A 19,698-nucleotide genomic window follows, 5' to 3' on the forward strand; every position below is an offset into this window, starting at 1 on the left:
GTCGTCCTCGTCATTTCCTGCCGCGCGGCCCCATGACCTCTTCCAGCAGGCCCGGCGGCAGGCCGGTGCGTACCTGCACCACTCCCTTGTCATCCTTCCAGACCAGAGCCGGCGTGGCACGCAGGCCCCAGGTGGACATCAGCGAGGCATGGTTGGCCAGCACCTGCCGCGTGGCCTGCGGCACCGGGGCCAGCGGCGTGGCGCCCGCGCCCTCTGCGCTGGCGCGGCCGGCCTTGGCATAGGCGCGTGCGTGCTCGGCCAGGGCCTGCTCGGGCTGGCGCGCGGTCAGCAAGGCGGCGGCCTTGCCCTCGCTGCTGGGCTTGAGGATGCCCACCAGAATGTGGCGCAACTGCACCTGGCCGCTCTCCACCCAGGGCCGGGCATCGTTCCACAGCTGGTTGCAATAGGGGCAGTTGGGGTCGGTGAACACATAGACCGTGCGCGGCGCGTCGGCGCGGCCATCCGGTATGGACTGGGCGCGCTGCACATCGCCCCACAGTTGCTCGCCCATGGGCTTTTGCACGGCGGCCTGCAGGGCCTGGGCGTTCACGTCGCGGCCCTGGGCGTCGATCACCGTGCCCAGCACCCAGTGCTTGCCGTCAGGCATGCGGTAGATGGGCACGGGCTGGCGGTCGCGGTAGGCGGCCCAGGCCTTGAGTCCGCCCACGGCCGGCAGCGGTCCCACCAGGGTCAGTCCCTGCTGGGCCAGGAAATCCTCCGATGGCAGCTCGGACGCCGCAGCCGGCAGGGCCAAGGCTGCCGACAGGGCCAGGGCTCCTGCCAGTGCAGGCAAGGGGAACAGGGGGGAAGCGCTCATGAACATTCCTTCAGATGCTGGGCCAGGCTGGCGCGCGACAGCTCGCCCATGCGCATGCCGCACAGCCGGCCGTCGGCGCCATAGAAATAGGTGGAAGGCAGGCCCCGCTGGCGCCAGTGCCGGCCGGCCTGCTGCTGCGGGTCGAACAGCACCTGGGCCAGCGGCAGCGGGGCTGCTGCCTGCTCGCGCCGCAGGTAGCCCATCACGGCCTCGGCAGACTCGCCCTGGTTGATCCAGATGAAACGCACATCGGGCCGCTGCTGCTGGGCCTGGGCCAGCACCGGCATCTCGCGCCGGCAGGGCGGGCACCAGGTGGCCCAGAGGTTGATCACCATGGGCCTGCCATCGGCCTGCTGCAACTGCTGCAGAGAGACCGGCTGCGCCTGTCCGTTGACCAGGGTGAAGGCCGGCAGGGCCGGTGCATCTGCGGAGGGCAGCGCCTGCAGCAGGCTGCCCAGCACCAGCAGGGCCGCCCCCGCGCCCAGCGCCAGCCCTGTGGCGCGGCGCAGCACCGGGGAGCGGCGGCTGCGCCACAGCATGTACAGCAGCGCGGCCAGCAGGCCGGCCCAGAGGTTCCATCCCCCGTCGCGGATATCGATGATGCGGCCTGCGAAGGCCGGCATCCCGCCCCAATCCCAGGGAGCAGGCGCGTACTCTGCCCACCACTGCGCGACATAGGCCAGGCGCGCCGCCAGCAGGCCGGCCAGGGTGCTTTGCCACAGCAGCGCATCCACGGCCTGGCCTGTGCGCCTTTCATTCCTGCGCGCCAGCCACTGCGCCAGCAGCCAGGCCAGCATGGCCACCACCACGCCCATCGGCAGGACCAGCGGCCCCAGCGCCAGGCTGGCAGGCAGGTGCAGCCAGGCGCCCAGCGCCGATAGCGCTGACGGCCCGCCAGGCTCTGCCGCTCCGGCAAGAACAGGCGAAGGCGCCAGCAGCAGGCCGGCAAGCAAGGGCAGGAAGGACGAGAGAAGAGGGGATGACCGGAGGTGCATGGAAGGGAGTTTCAGCCATGCGGGCTGACAGGCCGTGGATGCTGGCAGCGGGGAATTAACGGGGGGTTAACGAGGGTTAACGGCCTCATGGCCATCAGGCTGCGACCGGTCCATTTCGCCCAACCAATCCCATGGCCGCAGACAGCAGCAAGGCCGCAGCGGCCAAGCCGCCTGACAGCCAGAGCGTGGCGTGCAGCCCCCAGCCATCGACCAGCTGGCCGCCTGCCCATGAGCCCAGCGCAATACCGATGTTGAAGACGCCAACGTACAGCGCCGTGGCAATTTCCACGGCGCGTGGCGCAGCCTGCATCATCCAGGTCATCAGGCCCACCGATACGCCGCCGTAGGCCAGGCCCCAGACCAGCAGCACGGCGCCACCACCGGTTGGCGAGTCGCCCACGGACAGGAACAGCACAGGCGCCAGCAGCAGGCCCATGGCGATCGCCGCCAGACTCGGCACCGTGCGGCGCGCCGCGATGATGCCCGCCAGGAAGTTGCCCGCAATGCCCGCGATGCCGTAAGCCAGCAGCAGCGCGCTCATCCATTGCGCATCGAACCCCGACACCGTCAGCAGCAGCGGGCGCACGAAGGTGAAGGACATGAAATGCCCGGCCACCAGCAGCAGCGTCAGTGCCAGCCCGGCCTGCAGCCTGCGGTTGGCCAGCTGATGACTGAATTGGCGCAGGCTGGCCGAGCCTGTGGCAGGCAGGGCGGGGAGAACGGCCATGTGCAGCGCCAGCACCAGTGCGCTGAAGCCTGCCATGCCACCGAATGCCCAGCGCCATCCCGCGAAATCGCCGATCAGCGCGCCCAGCGGCACGCCCAGCACCGAGGCCGCCGCCACGCCGCCAAAGATGATGGAGGTTGCCAGGCCCATCGACGCCTGGGGTACCAGCCGTGCCGCCAGCCCGCCCGCGATTGCCCAGATGCCGCCCATGCAAAAGCCCACCAGGACGCGCGCGGCCAGCAGCCAGATCAGCGACGGCGCCAGCGCCGAGGCCAGGTTGGCCAGCACGAGCAGGGCCAGCAGTCCGCACAGGATGCGGCGCCGGTCCATGCCGCCCGCCGCCATCACCACCAGCGGCGCGAACAGCGCGGCCAGCAGCGCCGGCAGCGAGATCATCAGGCCGGCCCTGCCCATGGAGGTGCCCAGGCTGCCAGCAATGGATGTGAGCAGGCCGACCGGCAGCATTTCCGTGGTCACCACGGAAAAGGTGGCCAGGCCCACGGCGGACACGGCCAGCCACGGGCGGCGCGCGGCGGGTTCGGGCCGCGTGGAGGAAGACGAATTCATGGTCCAGATCCCTTCAAACAGGTGGGGGGTGTTGCACCGCCGTCGCGGGACAGAGAAAATACATACGCTGCGTATGAATAGAATCCTATATACATACGAAGCGTATGTAAATAATCATGCACGCCGTATGTAAGGAGATTGGCCATGGTCCGCCGCACCCGCGCCGAGATGGAAGAAACCCGCGCCACGCTGCTGGCCACGGCCCGCAAGGCCTTTGGAGAGCAGGGCTACGCCGATGCCTCCATGGACGATCTCACCGCGCAGGTTGGCCTGACGCGGGGCGCGCTGTACCACCATTTCGGCGACAAGCAGGGCCTGCTGGCGGCCGTGGTCGAGCAGATCGATGCCGAGGTGGATGAACGCCTGAAGGCCATCACCGCCCATGCCCGGGATCCCTGGCAGGGCTTTCGCAGTCGCTGCCAGGCCTACCTGGAAATGGCGCTGGAGCCTGAAATCCAGCGCATCGTGCTGCGCGATGCGCGCGCGGCTTTGGGCGGAGCGCTGCCGCAATCGCAGCGCCACTGCATTGCGTCCATGCAGGCACTGATTGCGGACCTCATGGCGCAGGGCATCGTGGCCCGGGCCGATCCGCAGGCGCTGGCATCGCTGATCTACGGCAGCCTGGCCGAAGCGGCTTTCTGGATTGCCGAGGGCGATGACGCCGACCTGCGGCTGGAGCGCGGCGCGGCGGCGCTGGACCTGCTGCTGGGCGGGCTGCTGGCCCGGCCCTGAGCGGGCCGCCTGGCCGCATTCTTGTGCACCCGCCTGCGAAATTCGGCGCACCGCCGCGCCAGCGCGGCAAATCTGCGATGCTCAGTCGCTTTTCGTTCCCGACTTGGATACAGACGGCGGGGCCTGGCGCCAGGCCCTGCGGACAACAACATGCATGTTCTCTTGGTGGAAGACAACGCGCTGGTGGCCAGCGGCGTGCGGGCCGGCCTGCAGCTGCAGGGCTTTGGCGTGGATACCGTGGCCTCGGCCGGGCAGGCGGATGCGGCCATCCGTTCCTCGCATTTCGATGCCTGCGTGCTGGACCTGGGCCTGCCCGACGAGGATGGCCTCTCGCTGCTGGCGCGCTGGCGCGGCCAGGGCCTGCAGGTGCCCGTGCTGGTGCTGACGGCGCGCGATGCTGTGTCACAGCGCATCGAAGGCCTGCAGACCGGCGCCGACGATTACCTGGTCAAGCCCTTTGACCTGCACGAACTGGCGGCGCGCCTGCATGCGCTGCTGCGCCGCGCGGCCGGCCGCAGCGTGGACTGGATCGAGCTGGGCGAGGTGCGCATCAACCCCGCTGCCGGCCATATCCAGCGCCAGGGCCGCACCGTGGAGCTGTCGCGCCGCGAGTGGTCGCTGCTGCGCGCGCTGCTGCAGTCGCCGGGCCGCATCCTGAGTACCGAGCAACTGCGCGACAGCCTCTACGGCTACAGCCAGGACGTGGAGAGCAATGCCGTCAACGTGCATGTGCACCACCTGCGCCGCAAGCTGGGCCATGAACTGGTGGAGACGGTGCGCGGCGAGGGCTACCGCCTGGGCCTGCACCCATGATGCGCAGCCTGCGCGTGCGCCTGCTGGCATGTCTGTGCCTGGCGCTGTGCACGCTGTGGGGCGGGGTGGCGGCCTGGATGTTCTCGGACATGCGCAACGAGCTGCGCACCGTGCTGGATGACCGGCTGATCGCCTCGGCGCGCATGGTGGCAGGCATCGTCCACCAGTTCCGGCCTGCCCGGGAGCTGCCGCAGGACTGGAGCCCCATGCTCAACGTGATCGCGCGCGACGGCGTGGCCTGCGAGGTCAGCCTGGTGCGCGGCGAGGTCCAGCCCGTGCGGCCCGAATCGGCCCTGCCGCAGGTGCTGGCCAAGACCGAGGGCAGCCCCGTGTTCCCGCAGAGCATGCCGCTGGGCTTCTCGACCATCATCAAGGGGGGCAAGCCCTGGCGCACCTATGTGCTGGAGGACCACGGCGTGCGCATCGCCACGGCCGACCGCATCGATGTGCGCGAGGGCCTGATCCACGGCTTTGCCTACACCATCGTCCTGCCCTTCGTACTGGCCCTGCTGGCCAGCATGGGGCTGATGTGGTGGGCCGTGACCCAGGGCCTCAGGCCGCTGGAGGCCCTGCGGCGCGAGCTGGCGCGCCGCCCGCCCGGCGACGATTCGCCCGTGGCCCAGGGCCTGCAGACGCGCGAGCTGGCGCCGCTGGTGGGCACGCTCAACCAGCTGCTGCACCGCGTGCGCGCGGCCATCGACCGCGAGCGCCGCTGGAGCGACGACGCGGCCCATGAGCTGCGCACGCCGCTGACCGCCATCAAGACCCATGTGCAGGTGGCGCAGATGGCGCTGGCGGCGCCCGGCATGCCTGCCGGCCTTCTGGCCGCGCCGCCTGGTTCCATGGCGCGCGATTCGCTGGCACAGGCGGGCGAGGGCGTCGAGCACCTGCAGCACACGCTGGAGCAGTTGCTGCTGCTGGCGCGGCTGGAGCAGCATGAACCGGGCGCCGCCAATGCGCTGGCCTGCGGCGATGCGCCTGCCGATGCGCTGCAGGCGCTGGACAAGGCCTGGCAACTGGCGGTGAATGCCGTGAGCGCCGAAGCACCGGCGCCGGCGCAGCGCCAATGGTTGGACACGCACCAGCAGCCCGGCAATGGCGCCTGGCCGCTGGCCATCTCCGAGCCCCTGCTGGTCTCGGCCCTGCGCAATCTGCTGGAAAACGCCCTGCGCCATGCGCCGCAGCATGCCGTGGAACTGGCGGTGCGGCCCATTGGCGCCATGCCGGGCACGACGCAGCAGCCGGGCTCAGGCTATGTGGAGTTCACCGTGGCCGACCATGGCCCGGGGCTCAGCGCCGAGGAATGCGAAGAGGCCACGCGCCGCTTCTGGCGCAAGCGTCCCCAGGAGCATGGCAGCGGCCTGGGCCTGCCCATCGTGCAGCGCATCGCCGAATGCGCAGGCGGCTGCCTGCTGCTGCAGCCGCGCAGCCTGTGGCGGCCCGAAGAAGGCGATGCGAGCGGGCTGGTCGCACGCCTTTATCTGCCGTTGGCGGTGGGCGCCGGCGCACTGGTGCCGACGCACTGACGAGAGCGCACCGACGCCGGCGCATTAACGCCGACTTAATCTGCGCTGCGTATCGTGCCGACCTGGCTGGCCAGCCGCGCAGGCATTGCGCCGTGCGGGGGCAGCCGCAGGTATCCAGAACTGACCCCGTCCGCCGCTGCCGCGCACCTGCCGGCGCCCACGCATGGCAGGGCAACAGCCTCTTCCCACGATGAACCGCATGAACAAACAGACCCTGTCCCGGTCGTGCATCGCCATTGCTGTCGGCATCTGCATGCCGATGGGCGGCGCCTGGGCACAAGACACCTCCGCTGCGCAGGCGGCAGTGCAAGGCAACGCTGCCGCTGGCCAGAAGATCGCCCAGGCGGGCACGCCCCAGGGCGCGGCGGCCTGTGCCACCTGCCACGGCGCCAAGGGCGAGGGCATGGCGGGCTTTCCGGCCCTGGCCGGCCAGCACGCCGGCTATCTGGCGCGCCAGCTGCAGCACCTGGCCGACGGCAGCCGGCAGGCGCCCGTGATGGCGCCCATGGCCAAGGCCCTGTCGGCCCAGGACCGTGCCGACGTCTCGGCCTACTACGCCAGCCTGCCGCTGCCCATCCAGCCCGTGCGCGGCCCGCTGCCCAAGGGCAAGGACGATGACGGCGCCTGGCTGGTCGAGCGTGGCCGCTGGGCCGACGGCATTCCTGCCTGCGCCCAGTGCCATGGCCCTGGCGGCGTGGGCGTGGGAGCGGACTTCCCCGCCATCGGCCACCTGACGGCCGACTACATGCAAAGCCAGGTCGCCGCCTGGAACAAGGGCCAGCGCGAGGCCGGCCCCTTGGGCCTGATGGGCAAGATCGCCCGCAAGCTCACGCCCGAAGACATCCAGGCGGTGGCGTCCTACTACGCCCGCCTGCATGGCGCGGGCACAGCCACCGCAGCCACGGCCTCCGCGCCGGCCAAACCCTGATGGACCGGGAGCCGATCATGTCCGACACACCACGCAATCCCGCCCCCGGCAGTTCCAACACCGCCGAATACATCGTCGTTGCCTGCCTGTTCGCCGGTCTGGCGGGCACACTCGCCTATGGCATGTACGTCAGCCGTCCTGCCCGGCCCGACGTGCCGGTCAACGTGGCCGCCGCACCCGCCGCACCCGCTGCTGTCCCCGCAAAGCCCGATGCCCAGCCCGTTCAGGGGGCTGCCGACGGCGCAGCCTTCACGCCGCCCGGTGCCCGCGACATTCCGGACACCCCCATGGGCGAGTGGATCCGCCGTGGCGAGGCCATCTTCCTGCGCACGCCGGCCAACGCCGTGGGCTTTTCGGGCAACACCCTCAACTGCGTGAACTGCCACCTGGACGCAGGCCGGCTCAAGGGCGCCGCACCCATGTGGGGTGCCTACCCGCTGTACCCGGCCTACCGCAAGAAGACCAACCACGTGGACACCTTCGCCGAGCGCGTGCGCGGCTGCTTCATGTACAGCATGAACGGCAAGGCGCCCGACGACGGCCATGACATCCTCGTGGCGCTGGAGGCCTATGCCTACTGGATGGCACAGAAGGCGCCCACGGGCGAGAAGCTGCCGGGCGCGGGCTTCACCAAGGTGGGCAAGGCCGCGCAGGAGCCCAGCTTCGAGCGCGGCGCCAAGGTCTACGAGGCCAAGTGCGCCCTGTGCCACGGCCCTCAGGGCCAGGGCCAGGAAGTAGGCGGTGTAACCGTGTTCCCGCCGCTGTGGGGCAAGCAGTCCTACAACTGGGGCGCGGGCACGCACGAAGTGGACAAGGCCGCCAGCTTCATCAAGGGCAACATGCCCTACGGCAACCCCACGCTGGATGACCAGGAGGCCTGGGACGTGGCCACCTACATCAACAGCATGGAGCGCCCCCAGGACCCGCGCTTCACCGGCAACGTGGCCGACACGCGCAAGCAGTTCCACGACAACCCGTACTCGCTGTACGGCACCGAGGTCAACGGGCGGCTACTCAAGGGTCTTTGAGCGGATCGGACAGGCAACGGCAGGCCGGGCGCAGGCCTGCGTTGCTGCAAGGGACAGGGCGCTGACAGCCGCCCTGCAAGCGCATCTGCGCCGGTGCGGCCTTTGCACCAGACGGCGTACGGTCATCGGTTTGACGGCCGGCATTTCATGATTTAATAAGAATCATTCTCACTGATTTGCCGACGCATCCGGCTTGCACCGCAGCACACCGCCTTGCCGGCAAGCCCGGCCCGTGCCGCACGCGGCCATGCGCACAGGCCTTCGCGCGACCGCCGCGCGATGCTCAGGTTTGCCGAGGAAACCATGACCCAGACCTTGGACGACATTCAGCAGCTGGCGCACGAGCACCAGGTGCTGCTGCGTGGCTACGGCCACGCCCAATTGCGCAGCAGCGAGCTGCTGTGCCTTCAAGCCCAGGAAATAGAGAGGCTGCAAAGGCTGGTGATCCGCCAGCGCGCGGCCTTGATGGCCAAGGAAACCCAGCTGCTGTGGGCGCGCGAGGAGCGCGAGGCGCTGGAGAAGGCCATTCCCGGCCTCTCGCGCCGCGTCACGCTGGCGCGGCGCGTGGAGTCGCTGCTGGTGCGCGTGCAGGACCTGTTGCGCGAGCGCGCACGCTGGCAGCGCCAATCGGCCGCGCCCCTGGCGCAGCCCGCCGTGCCTGCAGCGGGCGCGCATGCGCGGAAGCCCGAGCAGGACGCCGAGGCCTTCGAGGCCAGCCTGCGCGAGGCCGATCTGGTGATCTGCCAGACCGGCTGCCTGAGCCACGGCGAGTACTGGCGCGTGCAGGACCATTGCCAGCGCACGGGCAAGACCTGCGTGCTGGTGGAGCAGCCCGATGCGCTGCGCATCGTCCGCATACACCGGGGTGCCGAAGGCGGCGACAACCCCGCCATGACACTGACACACGGAGACACCACCGCATGACACGCAGCAAGATGCCCCTGAGCCCGGGTGGCGAACCCGAACTGCGCAGCGTCGGCCTGAAGGCCACGCTGCCGCGCATGCAGGTGCTGGAAATCTTCAGGCAGAGCGCATCGCGCCACCTTCATGCCGAGGACGTGTTCCGCCTGCTGGCCGAGCGGCGCGCCGAGGTGGGCCTGGCCACCGTCTACCGCGTGCTGTCGCAGCTGGAGGCTGCAGGCCTGCTGCTGCGCCAGACCTTTGAAAGCGGCAAGGCGGTGTTCGAGCTCAATGAGGGGCCGCACCATGACCACCTGATCTGCCTGCAGTGCGGACGCGTGGATGAATTCAGCAACGACCACATCGAGGCGCTGCAGCACCAGGTGGCCCAGGCCCACGGCTACCGCCTTGCCGACCACCGCCTGGCCCTGTACGGCCATTGCGGCGCGTGCTCGCAGCTGCCACCTGAATCACCGGCACAGCCCGAGCAGGCAAGGCAGCCTGCGCTGCAGGACAACGAATGAGCACCAACGACAGATCCCTGACCCCCGAGCAGCGCGCCGCGCTGGACCTGCTGATGTCGCGCCAGTCACGCTGGCCGCTGCAGGAGCCGGCGCCGGGCGCAGACGTGATCGACACCGTCATCGATGCTGCACTGCGCGCCCCCGACCACGGGCAGCTGCGGCCCTGGCGCTTCGTGCTGGTGCAGGGCGATGCGCGCCATGCGCTGGGCGAGGTGTTCGCGCAGGCCGCCAGGGCGCGCGACCCGCAGGCCGACGCCGAGCGATTCCGCGCCAAGGCCTTGTCCGCCCCGCTGATCATTGCGCTGGGCGTGCACCTGCAGCCCGAGCACAAGGTGCCAGAGAGCGAGCAACTGCTGGCCGGTGGCGCTGCCGCCATGAACATGCTCAACGCCCTGCACATCCTGGGCTTTGGCGGCTTCTGGGCCAGCGGCGCCAACAGCCACGATGCGCGCGTGCGCGAGGCCCTGGGATTCGAGCCCCATGACCGGCTCGTCGGCCTGCTGTATGTGGGCACGCCCGTCTCGGCCGGCCGCGAAGCCCTGCGGCCGCCGCGCAACCGCTTTGTGCGCGAATGGCAGCCCGGGCAAGACCTGGTGCAAGGCCTGGCCCTGGCCCTGTCCGCCAGCGCGGACGACGCAGGCTGATCCTGGTTCCTTGAAGCAAAGATGCCCGGCTTGACCGGGCATCTTTCGTTGCGGCTGCGCAATCGGCCTAAGCCGCCGTCTCGACCGACTTCAGCTGGTAGATGGCATAGAAGTGCACGCCAAAGGTCCAGCGGAATGCCGGCCCCACCAGCGAGTAGGGCGGGCCGTAGCCTTCCATCACCTGGTGCGTGGCCACCAGCTGCAGGCGGGGATGGGCTTGCGCCAGATCGGCCTCGCGGCGCAGGCCCCAATGGAACTGGGCCTGGGTGAGCCGGACCGAAGGGTGCTGGCTTGCGCGCCCGGCCGCCAGCCAGCACATGGCGTCGAACACCAGCTCCGAGCCCGGCGGGCTGCGTTGCGCAAACGTGGTCCACAGCGCCTGCATCTGCTCTGGCTGCAGGTACATGGAAACGCCCTCGGCCATCATGAACACCGCAGGCCCGGACCTGTCGGCCGGCAGTCCCAGCCGCTGCCACCAGTCGGCATCGGCCAGGTCGAATTCGCGGATCTCCTGGCGCTCCGATTGCCGGGGCAGCAGCTGCCTGCGCAGCGCGGTCACCGGTCCCAGGTCGGCATCCGTCATGTGCATCTGCCCGTTGTCCAGCCATTGGAAATAGTCGCTGAGGCCGCAGCCCAGGTTCACCACATGGCCCTGCGGCTGGCGCTGCAAGAAGTCCTGCGCCAGCGCGCGAAAGCAGTGCGTGCGCGCCAGCACGCCGTAGATGCTCTGCCGGTCCTGCAGCCACCGGCTGCCGTCGTCGCCCAGCTGGGTCAGGGTGTCCAAGGCGTGGGCGTCGCTGACGGCCATGCCGGGAAACAGCCGCTCGCCCAGGGCGCGGGCGGCCAGTGGAATGCGCAAGGTCTCGCTGACATCGGACAGTTTTTCCTGGCGTGGCGAGGAGGGCTGCGCGTCGGGCAAGGCCGTTGCGGCCGTCGGGGCAAGAGATTCGGGCATGGCGGGCTCCTGTGCGTTGCCGGCCGGGGCGGGCGGCATCCACCTTCCATGAATTGCTTCAAGGGCTGATACCCATATTAGGGCCTGTTCGCACGAATGCAGGCAACCTGACGGGAAGCTGCCTGCCATCAATCCTTGTTCACCTTGTGGTCCTCGCCCTTGGCCTGTTCCATGGCCTCGGGCTCCAGCTCCTCGGCGGAGCGGTTGAGGTGGATGAAGGCACCCCAGCCCAGCAGCAGGACACCCACGGCGCTGACCAGGGCGGCGGGATAGAGCAGGTGGGCCGGCTCTTCCTGCGTCTTGAAGGCAGCGACCAGGGCTTCGACGGCCAGGGCCACGACCAGCACCACCAGAAAGCGCGAGAGAAACCGGCGCACGCGCGTGGGGCCGCTGATATGGGCCTCGCGTATGACCTCCTCTTCGGTGATGGTCTGGGCGATCTGCAGCGCGACCACGCCCGAGGCCAGAATGCCCAGCGCCTCGACGATGCGCAGGCCCGAATCGCCATCCACGCCATGCGCCATGGCATTCCAGCCCTTGAGGCCTGCAATCCACAGCAGGGCGATGGCCGCCAGCGAAAACAGCAGGGCGATGAGCGCGTGCACGACGGTGAAAAGGGTATGGAGTGCTTTCATGGCAAAGGGCGGAGAGTGGGCTGTGGCGCATGTTTCCACGGCGCCGGCGCGCCGCTTGTAGGAAACGGCGAACAGCCGTGGACAGTGGCAGGCAGCGGTGGGCAGGCGCGGTGCCTGCCCGCGGGTGCGGCGCATGGATAAAATCCCCGGACCATGTCCAGATGGTTCATCGTGGCTTTTTCCCTGCACTTCGTCGTCAGCGTGGCCTTGTCCACGCTGGGGCTTGTGCCATGGCGGGCCCTGCCGGGGGCCGCTTGCGAGCCGGCCGGCGCCGCCTGCGCCAGCGTGCAGCGCACGGCAGCGCCGCTGGTGGACACGGCCTCCCTGCTCGATGACTTCGACCATGCGCTGATGGACGATCAGCAGGACCTCCCCGATGTCATGCATGCCGTCGATGGCGTGGATGCCCCCCGGCTGCAGGCCGATCGCCATGTCGCCAGCAGCCTTCGCGAAGGACCGTGGCGCAGCCTGGCCCCGCCCGACCGGCCTCCCCGGGCGGCCTGATCCCCTTTGCGACCTGCCGGGGCCGTTGGCTCCGCCGGGTCGGCTCATGCGGCATCCACGCCGTTCGCCGGGTCCTGTCCGGCATGCCCCGTCTGCGGGGCTGGCCTATCGCTTCCAATCTTTCCGGACCCAGCGCAGCATGGGCCCTTTTTGCCGCAGCGGCGGCTCCCGGTTCCCAGAACAAGCATCATGGAAATTGCCATTCTTTTTGCGCTGATCCTGCTCAATGGCGTCTTCGCCATGTCCGAGATCGCGCTGGTGACGGCGCGCAAGGCTCGCCTGCAAAAACTCATAGACGAGGGGGACGCCGGCGCCGCCGCAGCCGCCCAGCTGGGGGCCGACCCCACGCGTTTCCTGTCCACCATCCAGATCGGCATCACCTCCATCGGCGTGCTCAACGGTATCGTCGGCGAGGCCGCGCTGGCCGCTCCCCTGGCCGAGTGGCTGCAGCGCATGGGCGTGCCCGCGCCCTATGGCGGCTACACGGCCACGGCGCTGGTGGTGGTGCTGATCACCTATTTCTCCATCGTCGTCGGCGAGCTGGTGCCCAAGCGCATCGGCCAGACCTACCCAGAGACCTTTGCGCGCCTGATCGCACGCCCAGTCAACTGGCTGGCCCATCTGACCAAGCCCTTCGTGGTGCTGCTGTCCGTGTCCACCCATGCGCTGCTGCGCCTGCTGGGCGTCAAGGAAAACAGCGGCAGCGCCGTCACGGAGGAAGAGATCCACGCCATGCTGGCCGAAGGCACGACGGCCGGCGTCATCGAATCGCACGAGCACACCATGGTGCGCAACGTGTTCCGCCTTGACGACCGCCAGATCGGCTCGCTGATGGTGCCGCGCAGCGACGTGGTCTGCCTGGATGCCGATGCGCCGTTCGAGGACAACCTGCGTGTGATCGAGCAGTCCGACCACGCGCGCTTTCCCGTGGTGCGCGGCGGCATGGACTCCATCATCGGCGTGCTCAACGCGCGCCAGTGGCTGTCGCGCGCGCTGCAGGGCAAGGATCAGGGCCTGACGGACCAGCCCATGCAGACCGCGCTCTATGTGCCCGAGACCATCACCGGCATGGAGCTGCTGGAGAGCTTTCGGCTGTCCGACGTGCACATGGCCTTCGTGATCGACGAGTACGGCGAGGTCCAGGGCATCGTCACCCTGCAGGACCTGGTGGAGGCCATCACGGGCGAATTCCAGCCCCGCGATCCGCGCAACTCCTGGGCGCTGCAGCGCGAGGACGGCAGCTGGCTGCTGGACGGCCACATCCCCGTGCCCGAACTCAAGGACCGGCTGGAGCTGGCCACCGTGCCCGAGGAGGAGCGCGGCCGCTACCACACGCTGGCCGGCATGGTCATGCTGCTCACGGGCCGGCTGCCGCGTGTCACCGACACCGTGCAATGGGAAGGCTGGCGCTTCGAGGTGGTGGACATGGACGGCAAGGCCATCGACAAGGTGCTGGCCATGCGCGTGGACGTGTCGCTGCAGGTGCCCGGCGACGAAGACGCAGGAGCAGCCCATGCACCGCGTTGAACGACGGGCACCGCGCTGCGCCTGGAAACTGCTGGCATGCGCGGCGGCCGTGGTCTTCATGGCCGCCTGCCTGGACGGCGTGCAGGGCTACCCGCAGCAGCAGGCGCCCATCATCAGCCCCTACGACATGACGCAGGAGCAGCGGCTTGCCGAAATGAACGCCATGGGCGCGGCCGGCCATGCCGACCACCGCTGGACCTACGAACTGCGCCCCGGCTGCGTGCTGCGCGTGGACCTGGACGGCCCGCAAGGCCCGCGCCCTTCCCTTGATATCGCCCTGCTGGGCAGCGTGGTGGCCGTCACGTCCCAGCGCGAACGCGGCAGTTTCCGCGTGGAGCTGCAGCCCGGCGACGGCCTGCAGTCGGCACGGTCCCTGGTGCTGGAAAGCACCAAATGGGCCGACGCCAGCTGGACCCAGCTGCTGCTGCGCCTGATGCAAAAGGGTTGCATGGAAATGCAGGGCCGCCCGCACGGCAGGACCGCCAGCCGGCACTGAGAGGCAGCGCACAACGGCACGGATCGGCATGCATCGGCAGGGACCGGCAGGGACCGGCAGGCCAGGCAAGCGTGGCTTGCCCGGCCCCGCAAATGTGAGGGGCGGAAACGACAAGCGGCACCGAAGTGCCGCCGGGTAGGGCGCGGGGCGCAAGGTCCCGGGCCAGGGCAGATCGCCGGCTTACTTGGCCAGCGTCAGCGTGCCCTTCATCAGCGCGGAATGGCCGGGGAAGGAGCAAAAGTAGCTGTAGGCCTCGCCCGCCTTCAGGGCAGCGGTGGAGAAGGTCACGGAGTCGGTCTCGCCGCCGCCGATCACCTTGGTGTGGGCGATCACGCGGGCGTCCTTGTCCTTCACGAAGTCCTTGGCGGCGCCGGCGGCGATGCCGTCATTGGCCACGGGCTGCAGGTCGGCCGTCTTGCTCAGTACCCAGTTGTGGCCCATGGCCGTCTTGGGCAGCTTGCCCACGTGCTTGAGCTTGACCGTGAACTGCTTGCAGCTGGCGGGCACGCTGATGGTGGGCTTGTTGAACTGCATGGCGTCATTGCCTTCGATCTCGACGGCGCAGTCGGCGGCCAGCACAGGTGCGGCGACGGCAGTCATTGCGAGGGCCAAGAGGACGGGTTTCCATTGCATTGCCATTGTTTTCTCCTTGAAAAGCGGGTGAGGTGGCTGGCATCCGGTGGCCATGGACCGGCAGGCGGTCTGTCGCCATGGATGCTTTGTATGGCTGCCTCCAGCATAGACAGGATGGGGGAGGGCGGGTTGATTTGAATCAAGTCAAAACAGTTCGAAGACCTGCGCTCCAAGCATGCGGTATGGCGTCACGCCGGCAGGGTATGCGCGGTGGCTGTCGCCGGGAATCACTTGCCGTCCGTCGTCTTTTGGCGACGGGCAACCCCACAGCTCGCATGCCTCTACTCACCTCAGTCACATTTGGGTACGATTGCGGAACATAGAGGGGGTTTATGAGAGTGATGGTTTTCATAGGTGCTGTCATTGGCGCCATCTTTCTGCTGACGGCGTTCTTCGTCGATAGCTCCCAGCAACAGACGGCGCTGGCGGGCATGGCCTGTGCCAGCGTCCTCATTCCGTACGTGCTGTTCAGGCTGCACTCGATCGCTGTCGAGCAGGACAAGCTCGATCAGATCCTGCAGCTGATGCGAAAGTCCGGCAGCCAGCCCGAAGGGGTGGCTCCGGGCGGCGAGGGGTCCCGTGAGCCGGGTGGCCCCTCGGCGCCCAGGTCCTGGATGTCCTGAGGCGCGGGGCGGCAGCCAAGGCAGGCCAGGCAGGTCCGGCAGGCCTCAGGCGAACTGCACGACCACGCGCCGGTTCGTGCGGCTTTTCTTCTCGATCTTGGTGACGGCCACCGTGCCGATCTCGGCCGTGCTGCGCACATGCGTGCCGCCGCAGGGCTGGCGGTCCAGGCCGGGGATGTCGATGATGCGGATCGTCGCCGTGCCGCCCGGGGGCGCCGCGCCTGCGGTGCGTACCAGGTCGGGCTGGGCGGCCAATTGCTCGGGCGTGATGCGGTCCACGTTCACGGCATGGCTGGCGGCGATCAGGGCGTTCAGGCGCTCCGTCAGATCGGCCTTGTCCAGCGTGGATTCAGGCAGGTCGAAATCCAGGCGTGCCGAGTCCGGCGAGATGCTGCAGCCCGTCACGGGCACGGGCACCAGCACGCCCAGCAGGTGCAGGCAGGTGTGCAGGCGCATCAGACGGTGGCGCCTGTCCCAGTCGATGGCTACCTGCACGCGCTCGCCGACCTGGGGCGGCGCATCGGTCTGCAGCACATGCAGGATGCGCTGGCGGTCATCGGCATAGACGGTGTCGATGACCGCCAGGCTGCGTCCGTCGGCCAGGATCAGCGTGCCGGTGTCTCCGGCCTGGCCGCCGCTGCGGGCATAGCAGACCGTGGCATCCAGCTCGATGCCTTCGGGGCTGACCGCGATCACGGTGGCTTCGCAGCGGTCCAGGTAGGCGTCGTCGTCAAAGAGCTTTTGCGTCTGGGACAGGGGCATGGGCATGGGCATGGGGTGTCTCCGGGGTCATGTCGCGGTCCATGGTATCGGCGGCATGGCGGGGCCGGGCAGTACGCCTGGGCGAAAAGTCCCCAGTACAGTCCATGGCCGGCAGCGGTGGCAGTCGGCTGCTTGACAGCCTGTCAAGTGCCCGGGTCCGCGACCTGACAAGATCGGCGCCCGCGCCGCGCGCGTGCCGCTGAACAATGGCGCATTCCTTGCCGACGGCGCTACAGTTTTTTCCGAAGCTGACGACATACGCAGGGCATGAATCTGTGAGTTTTCCGAGGAACTGTCCGAATGGATCAAGAACCTTTGCGTCCATCCCGTGCAGGCTCCACCCCCGTCTCCATCCCGGCAGGCCCCGGTTTGCGGCTGCCCACATTGTTCATCTCCTCATCTTTATGAGCACTACCGATCTTCACGCAGCTTCTCTGAGCGATCTCTATGACCGGCTGGACGAAGGCCTCAGCGAAGAGGCCTTTGCCGCCGAACTTGATGCCCGGCTTCATGACGGGCGGGCCGATGAGGTGCAGGTTTTCCTGCGTGATTGCGAGGAGCGCTGCCTTTACATGCTGGGGCGCCTGAACAGCAGCGAATCGCCCTGGACACATGACGGTGAGCGCTGGCTGGCCCTGGCACGGCTCACGGTGCCGCGCGGCCATGCGCCGGCAGGGCTCAGCGAGAAGCTGACCAATGCCAAGGTGGCCGCCGAAGTGCGCGTGATGGCCGAGCAATGGCTGGCCCATGCCCGCAGCGCGGATCTGCCGGTCTTCAAAGGCATAGGCATGGTGCTGGGCAACCTGGTGCCCTGGCTCTGCTATCCAGGCATGCCCTACGAGGAAGTGACGGCCACGCTGGACTGGACGCTGGCGCTGCGCAAGGAAGGTGAGTACAAGCCCGACACCGAGTACCACGCGCCCTGGAAGCGGCTGATCGCCCAGCTGAACGATGCCGACCTGCAGCGCTACGCCGCCGTGGGCGGCAAGCTGTTCGCCGATGTGATAGTGCACTACCGCGAAGAGCGCCAACCCAAGCAGCCCAAGGGGCAGGGCTGGAAGTCCTGGATGGGCTTCTTTGCCGCGCATCCCGAGCTGTATGACCAGACCTACATAGGCGATCCGGACCTGATAGAGCAGCGCTGGGCCAGCGCAGATGCCCCACGGCGTGAGGAACTGGCGGGCACCCTGATGGGCCAATTGGGCCATGCCCAGGGCGGGGAGCGTACCCGTGCGCTGCAGCTGCTGGACCGCCTGGTGGCCGAGGATCCCGCGCCCTTTGCCAGGCAGCTGCGTGAGAACGGCGGCTATCGGATCAGCCTGGCGCTGGCCATGCATGTCATGAAGCAGGACGATGCCGCCTTGCTGCCCCTGCTGCTGCCGGCCATTGCCCAGCACTGCGACCGCGAGGACGAGCTGCGCCGCTACCGCAGCGCGATCCGCGAACTGGTGACCCGCCGCCCGGCCGATCTGGCCGAGGTGCCTGTCAAGGACCTGGTCAATGTGCTGCCCGCGTTCGACACCGCCAGCCTGAAGGCCACGCTGCCCACCCTGACCCCGCTCATCGCAGGCAGCAGCGCCAAGGGCCTGCGCGCCGCCATGGCCGGCCTGGCCGCCCATATTCCGCTGGCCAGCTTGGTGGATGCCGGCTGGCTGAACAAGCCGCCCAAGAACCTGCTGCTGACCTGCCGCGACGTGCTGCTGGCCCACCCCGACCCCGCCGTCGGTCCCTTGCTGGCGCAGTTGCTGGCCGGCGGCAAGCTGGATGCGGCCTCGGCCAGCAGCGTGCAGCAGCGGCTGAACCAATTGGGCCTGACCGGGCAGGGCGCCTCGGCATCGGAAGAAAGCCAGGCGGATGCCGCATCGCCAGCGTCTGCCGCTGGCGGCGTGGACTTGGAAGCCCAGATCGCCTCCATCAAGCGCCTGAGCGCGGCCATCAAGCCCTTCGACACGCCCGAGCTGCTGGCGCTGTGCGCGCCGCTGTCCGAGCACGCGGCCCGCGTGCTGCTGCACGTATCCGCCATTGCCGAAGGCGGCCTGCCGCCGCTGGCCGGCGAGCTGCTGGCGCGCATTCCGGCCGACAACCGTGCCCGCCTGGCGCTGGCCCTGGTGCAGCAATGGATTGCTTGCGAGGGCGAACCCAAGCAGCGCTGGGCGCTCAGGCTGCTGCCCGGCCATGCCGATGACCGCGTGGTCGATGCGCTGGTGGCCGCCGTCCAGGCCTGGAACCGCCCGCGCCTGCAGCGCGCGGCCGCCGCCGTCGAGCATCTGGGCGAGGTGGACAGCCTCTACGCTCTGCTGCGCGTGCAGGAGATCTCCGAATCGCGCTCGCTCAAGGACCAGGTGCAGCGCACGGCGCGCAGCGCCCTGCGTGCCGCCGCTGCCCGCCGCAAGATGAGCGTGCCCGAGCTCTTCGACGAGCTGACCCCCGACTTCGGCCTGGGCCAGGGCCTGACGGTCACGGTCGGGCCGCACAGCTACCGCGTGGAGCTGCAGGGCGATCTGAGCCTGCGCGTCATCAACGACAGGAACAAGGCCAGCAAGACCATTCCTGCGGTCAAGGACGAGGCGCTCAAGCCCGAATGGGAGGCCGCTACCGCGCAGCTCAAGACCCTGTCCACCAGCCTCAAGACCGTGGTCAAGCAGCAGGCGCCGCGCATGCTGGCGGCCCTGGTCAGCGGCAAGCGCTGGCCGCTGGATCGCTGGCAGCGGCTGTTCGTGGCCCACCCGCTGCTGCGCATCGTGGGGCGCAGCCTGATCTGGCGCGCAGAGGATGCGCCGGGCTTGGCGCGCACCAGCTTCCGCCTGGCCGAGGATTTCTCGCTGGTCGATGTGGAGGATGAAACCGTGGCCCTGCCGGCAGGCTGCAGCATCAGCCTCTGGCACCCGGCCACGGCCCAGCCCGGCGAGCGCGAGGCCTGGCAGGCCTACATGGCCGACTATGAGCTGGAGCCCCTGGTCGACCAGCTGGGCGCCTGCGCCGAGCAGCCCGCGCCAAGCCAGTTCAAGAACGGCATGCTGCTGCCGCCCGCGCCGATCACGCTGGCGCAGGAGCAGCTCGGCGCCATGCTCAAGAAGTTCGGCTACCGGCCCGGCCCCGTGGGCGATGGCCCCAGCATCAACGAGCATGTGTGGCGCCTGCCCGCGCTGGAGCTGAGCCTGGAGCTGTCGCACGGCTATTTCCCGCCCTACCTGGACCTGGGCCTGCCCGTGGCCGTGGAAGGCCTGCGCGTGCACGACCTGAGCAAGGGTTACGGGGCCAGCGCCGACCCGGCGCGGCTGCCCAAGCCGCTGCTGGCCACGCTGCAAGGCCAGTGGCTGGCCCTGGCGGCCAAGGCGGCTGCCTGAGCCCTTGTCTTTGTG

Annotated in this window: 20 protein-coding genes; 13 read left to right on the forward strand and 7 right to left on the reverse strand. The window is 69.0% G+C overall.

Translation table 11 applies throughout. The features are described from left to right. Positions 1-10 precede the first annotated feature (10 nt). The 3 genes from dsbG to AAN986_RS11990 form a co-directional block, all read right to left on the reverse strand. Positions 11-817 carry a thiol:disulfide interchange protein DsbG gene (dsbG, locus tag AAN986_RS11980; RefSeq protein WP_047216973.1) on the reverse strand — a complete coding sequence of 269 codons (807 nt, stop codon included), beginning with the start codon at positions 815-817 and terminating at the stop codon, positions 11-13. Beyond that, a complete protein-coding gene (locus tag AAN986_RS11985; RefSeq protein WP_047216974.1) occupies positions 814-1,812 on the reverse strand; it encodes a TlpA disulfide reductase family protein in 999 nt (332 codons plus the stop codon). Before AAN986_RS11985 ends, dsbG begins: the two co-directional genes overlap by 4 nt. 94 nt (positions 1,813-1,906) lie before the next feature. Continuing rightward, positions 1,907-3,106 carry an MFS transporter gene (locus tag AAN986_RS11990; RefSeq protein ID WP_047216975.1) on the reverse strand — a complete coding sequence of 400 codons (1,200 nt, stop codon included), beginning with the start codon at positions 3,104-3,106 and terminating at the stop codon, positions 1,907-1,909. A 144-nt stretch (positions 3,107-3,250) separates the two neighbouring features. Between AAN986_RS11990 and AAN986_RS11995 the strand changes: the two genes are divergently transcribed. The 8 genes from AAN986_RS11995 to AAN986_RS12030 all read left to right on the forward strand — a co-directional run bounded on the left by AAN986_RS11995 (position 3,251) and on the right by AAN986_RS12030 (position 10,201). After that, positions 3,251-3,838, forward strand: a complete 588-nt coding sequence (locus AAN986_RS11995) for a TetR family transcriptional regulator (protein ID WP_047216976.1) — start codon at positions 3,251-3,253, stop codon at positions 3,836-3,838. A gap of 150 nt (positions 3,839-3,988) precedes the next feature. Continuing rightward, entirely contained in the window at positions 3,989-4,651 is a 663-nt protein-coding gene (locus AAN986_RS12000) for a response regulator transcription factor (RefSeq protein WP_012206042.1), read from the forward strand. After that, entirely contained in the window at positions 4,648-6,177 is a 1,530-nt protein-coding gene (locus AAN986_RS12005) for an ATP-binding protein (protein ID WP_047216977.1), read from the forward strand. Before AAN986_RS12000 ends, AAN986_RS12005 begins: the two co-directional genes overlap by 4 nt. Before the next feature lie 190 nt (positions 6,178-6,367). Beyond that, complete coding sequence (locus tag AAN986_RS12010; protein ID WP_016446227.1) at positions 6,368-7,105, forward strand: c-type cytochrome; 738 nt, start codon at positions 6,368-6,370, stop codon at positions 7,103-7,105. 17 nt (positions 7,106-7,122) lie between these two features. Next, on the forward strand, positions 7,123-8,133 hold the full coding sequence (locus AAN986_RS12015) for a c-type cytochrome (protein ID WP_026061998.1): 1,011 nt from the start codon (positions 7,123-7,125) through the stop codon (positions 8,131-8,133). 303 nt (positions 8,134-8,436) lie between these two features. Continuing rightward, positions 8,437-9,057, forward strand: a complete 621-nt coding sequence (locus AAN986_RS12020) for a DUF2325 domain-containing protein (protein ID WP_047217055.1) — start codon at positions 8,437-8,439, stop codon at positions 9,055-9,057. Beyond that, on the forward strand, positions 9,054-9,557 hold the full coding sequence (fur, locus tag AAN986_RS12025) for a ferric iron uptake transcriptional regulator (protein ID WP_043821391.1): 504 nt from the start codon (positions 9,054-9,056) through the stop codon (positions 9,555-9,557). The genes AAN986_RS12020 and fur overlap by 4 nt, the downstream gene beginning before the upstream one ends. Next, complete coding sequence (locus AAN986_RS12030; protein ID WP_047216978.1) at positions 9,554-10,201, forward strand: nitroreductase; 648 nt, start codon at positions 9,554-9,556, stop codon at positions 10,199-10,201. Before fur ends, AAN986_RS12030 begins: the two co-directional genes overlap by 4 nt. 67 nt (positions 10,202-10,268) lie before the next feature. Here AAN986_RS12030 and AAN986_RS12035 read toward each other — a convergent pair whose 3' ends face one another. Both AAN986_RS12035 and AAN986_RS12040 read right to left on the reverse strand, forming a co-directional pair. Next, positions 10,269-11,156, reverse strand: coding sequence for a class I SAM-dependent methyltransferase (locus AAN986_RS12035; RefSeq protein ID WP_047217056.1), 888 nt, complete (start codon positions 11,154-11,156; stop codon positions 10,269-10,271). Between the two features lie 128 nt (positions 11,157-11,284). Continuing rightward, positions 11,285-11,791, reverse strand: coding sequence for a hypothetical protein (locus AAN986_RS12040; protein WP_026061999.1), 507 nt, complete (start codon positions 11,789-11,791; stop codon positions 11,285-11,287). A gap of 153 nt (positions 11,792-11,944) precedes the next feature. Between AAN986_RS12040 and AAN986_RS12045 the strand changes: the two genes are divergently transcribed. The 3 genes from AAN986_RS12045 to AAN986_RS12055 all read left to right on the forward strand — a co-directional run bounded on the left by AAN986_RS12045 (position 11,945) and on the right by AAN986_RS12055 (position 14,318). Further along, positions 11,945-12,295, forward strand: coding sequence for a hypothetical protein (locus AAN986_RS12045; RefSeq protein WP_016451613.1), 351 nt, complete (start codon positions 11,945-11,947; stop codon positions 12,293-12,295). A 189-nt stretch (positions 12,296-12,484) separates the two neighbouring features. Beyond that, on the forward strand, positions 12,485-13,822 hold the full coding sequence (locus AAN986_RS12050) for a hemolysin family protein (protein ID WP_017403868.1): 1,338 nt from the start codon (positions 12,485-12,487) through the stop codon (positions 13,820-13,822). After that, the gene (locus tag AAN986_RS12055; RefSeq protein ID WP_017403869.1) at positions 13,809-14,318 is read left to right on the forward strand and encodes a hypothetical protein; all 510 of its coding nucleotides are present in this window, start codon (positions 13,809-13,811) and stop codon (positions 14,316-14,318) included. Before AAN986_RS12050 ends, AAN986_RS12055 begins: the two co-directional genes overlap by 14 nt. Before the next feature lie 180 nt (positions 14,319-14,498). Here the strand turns inward: AAN986_RS12055 and azu are convergent, their stop codons facing one another. Beyond that, positions 14,499-14,957 (reverse strand): azurin, encoded by a 459-nt coding sequence (gene azu, locus AAN986_RS12060; RefSeq protein ID WP_016446217.1) that lies wholly within the window; start codon positions 14,955-14,957, stop codon positions 14,499-14,501. A gap of 335 nt (positions 14,958-15,292) precedes the next feature. On the opposite strand from azu, the gene AAN986_RS12065 reads away from it, so the two are divergent. Next, positions 15,293-15,574, forward strand: a complete 282-nt coding sequence (locus AAN986_RS12065; protein ID WP_227468558.1) for a hypothetical protein — start codon at positions 15,293-15,295, stop codon at positions 15,572-15,574. A gap of 45 nt (positions 15,575-15,619) precedes the next feature. Here the strand turns inward: AAN986_RS12065 and AAN986_RS12070 are convergent, their stop codons facing one another. After that, positions 15,620-16,342 (reverse strand): alanyl-tRNA editing protein, encoded by a 723-nt coding sequence (locus AAN986_RS12070; protein WP_047217057.1) that lies wholly within the window; start codon positions 16,340-16,342, stop codon positions 15,620-15,622. Positions 16,343-16,740: 398 nt separating this feature from the next. Between AAN986_RS12070 and AAN986_RS12075 the strand changes: the two genes are divergently transcribed. After that, the gene (locus AAN986_RS12075; protein ID WP_047216979.1) at positions 16,741-19,683 is read left to right on the forward strand and encodes a DUF4132 domain-containing protein; all 2,943 of its coding nucleotides are present in this window, start codon (positions 16,741-16,743) and stop codon (positions 19,681-19,683) included. Positions 19,684-19,698 lie beyond the last annotated feature (15 nt).

The sequence above is a fragment of the Delftia sp. DS1230 genome (genome assembly GCF_040112715.1).
In the GTDB taxonomy this organism is placed as follows: domain Bacteria; phylum Pseudomonadota; class Gammaproteobacteria; order Burkholderiales; family Burkholderiaceae_C; genus Comamonas; species Comamonas tsuruhatensis.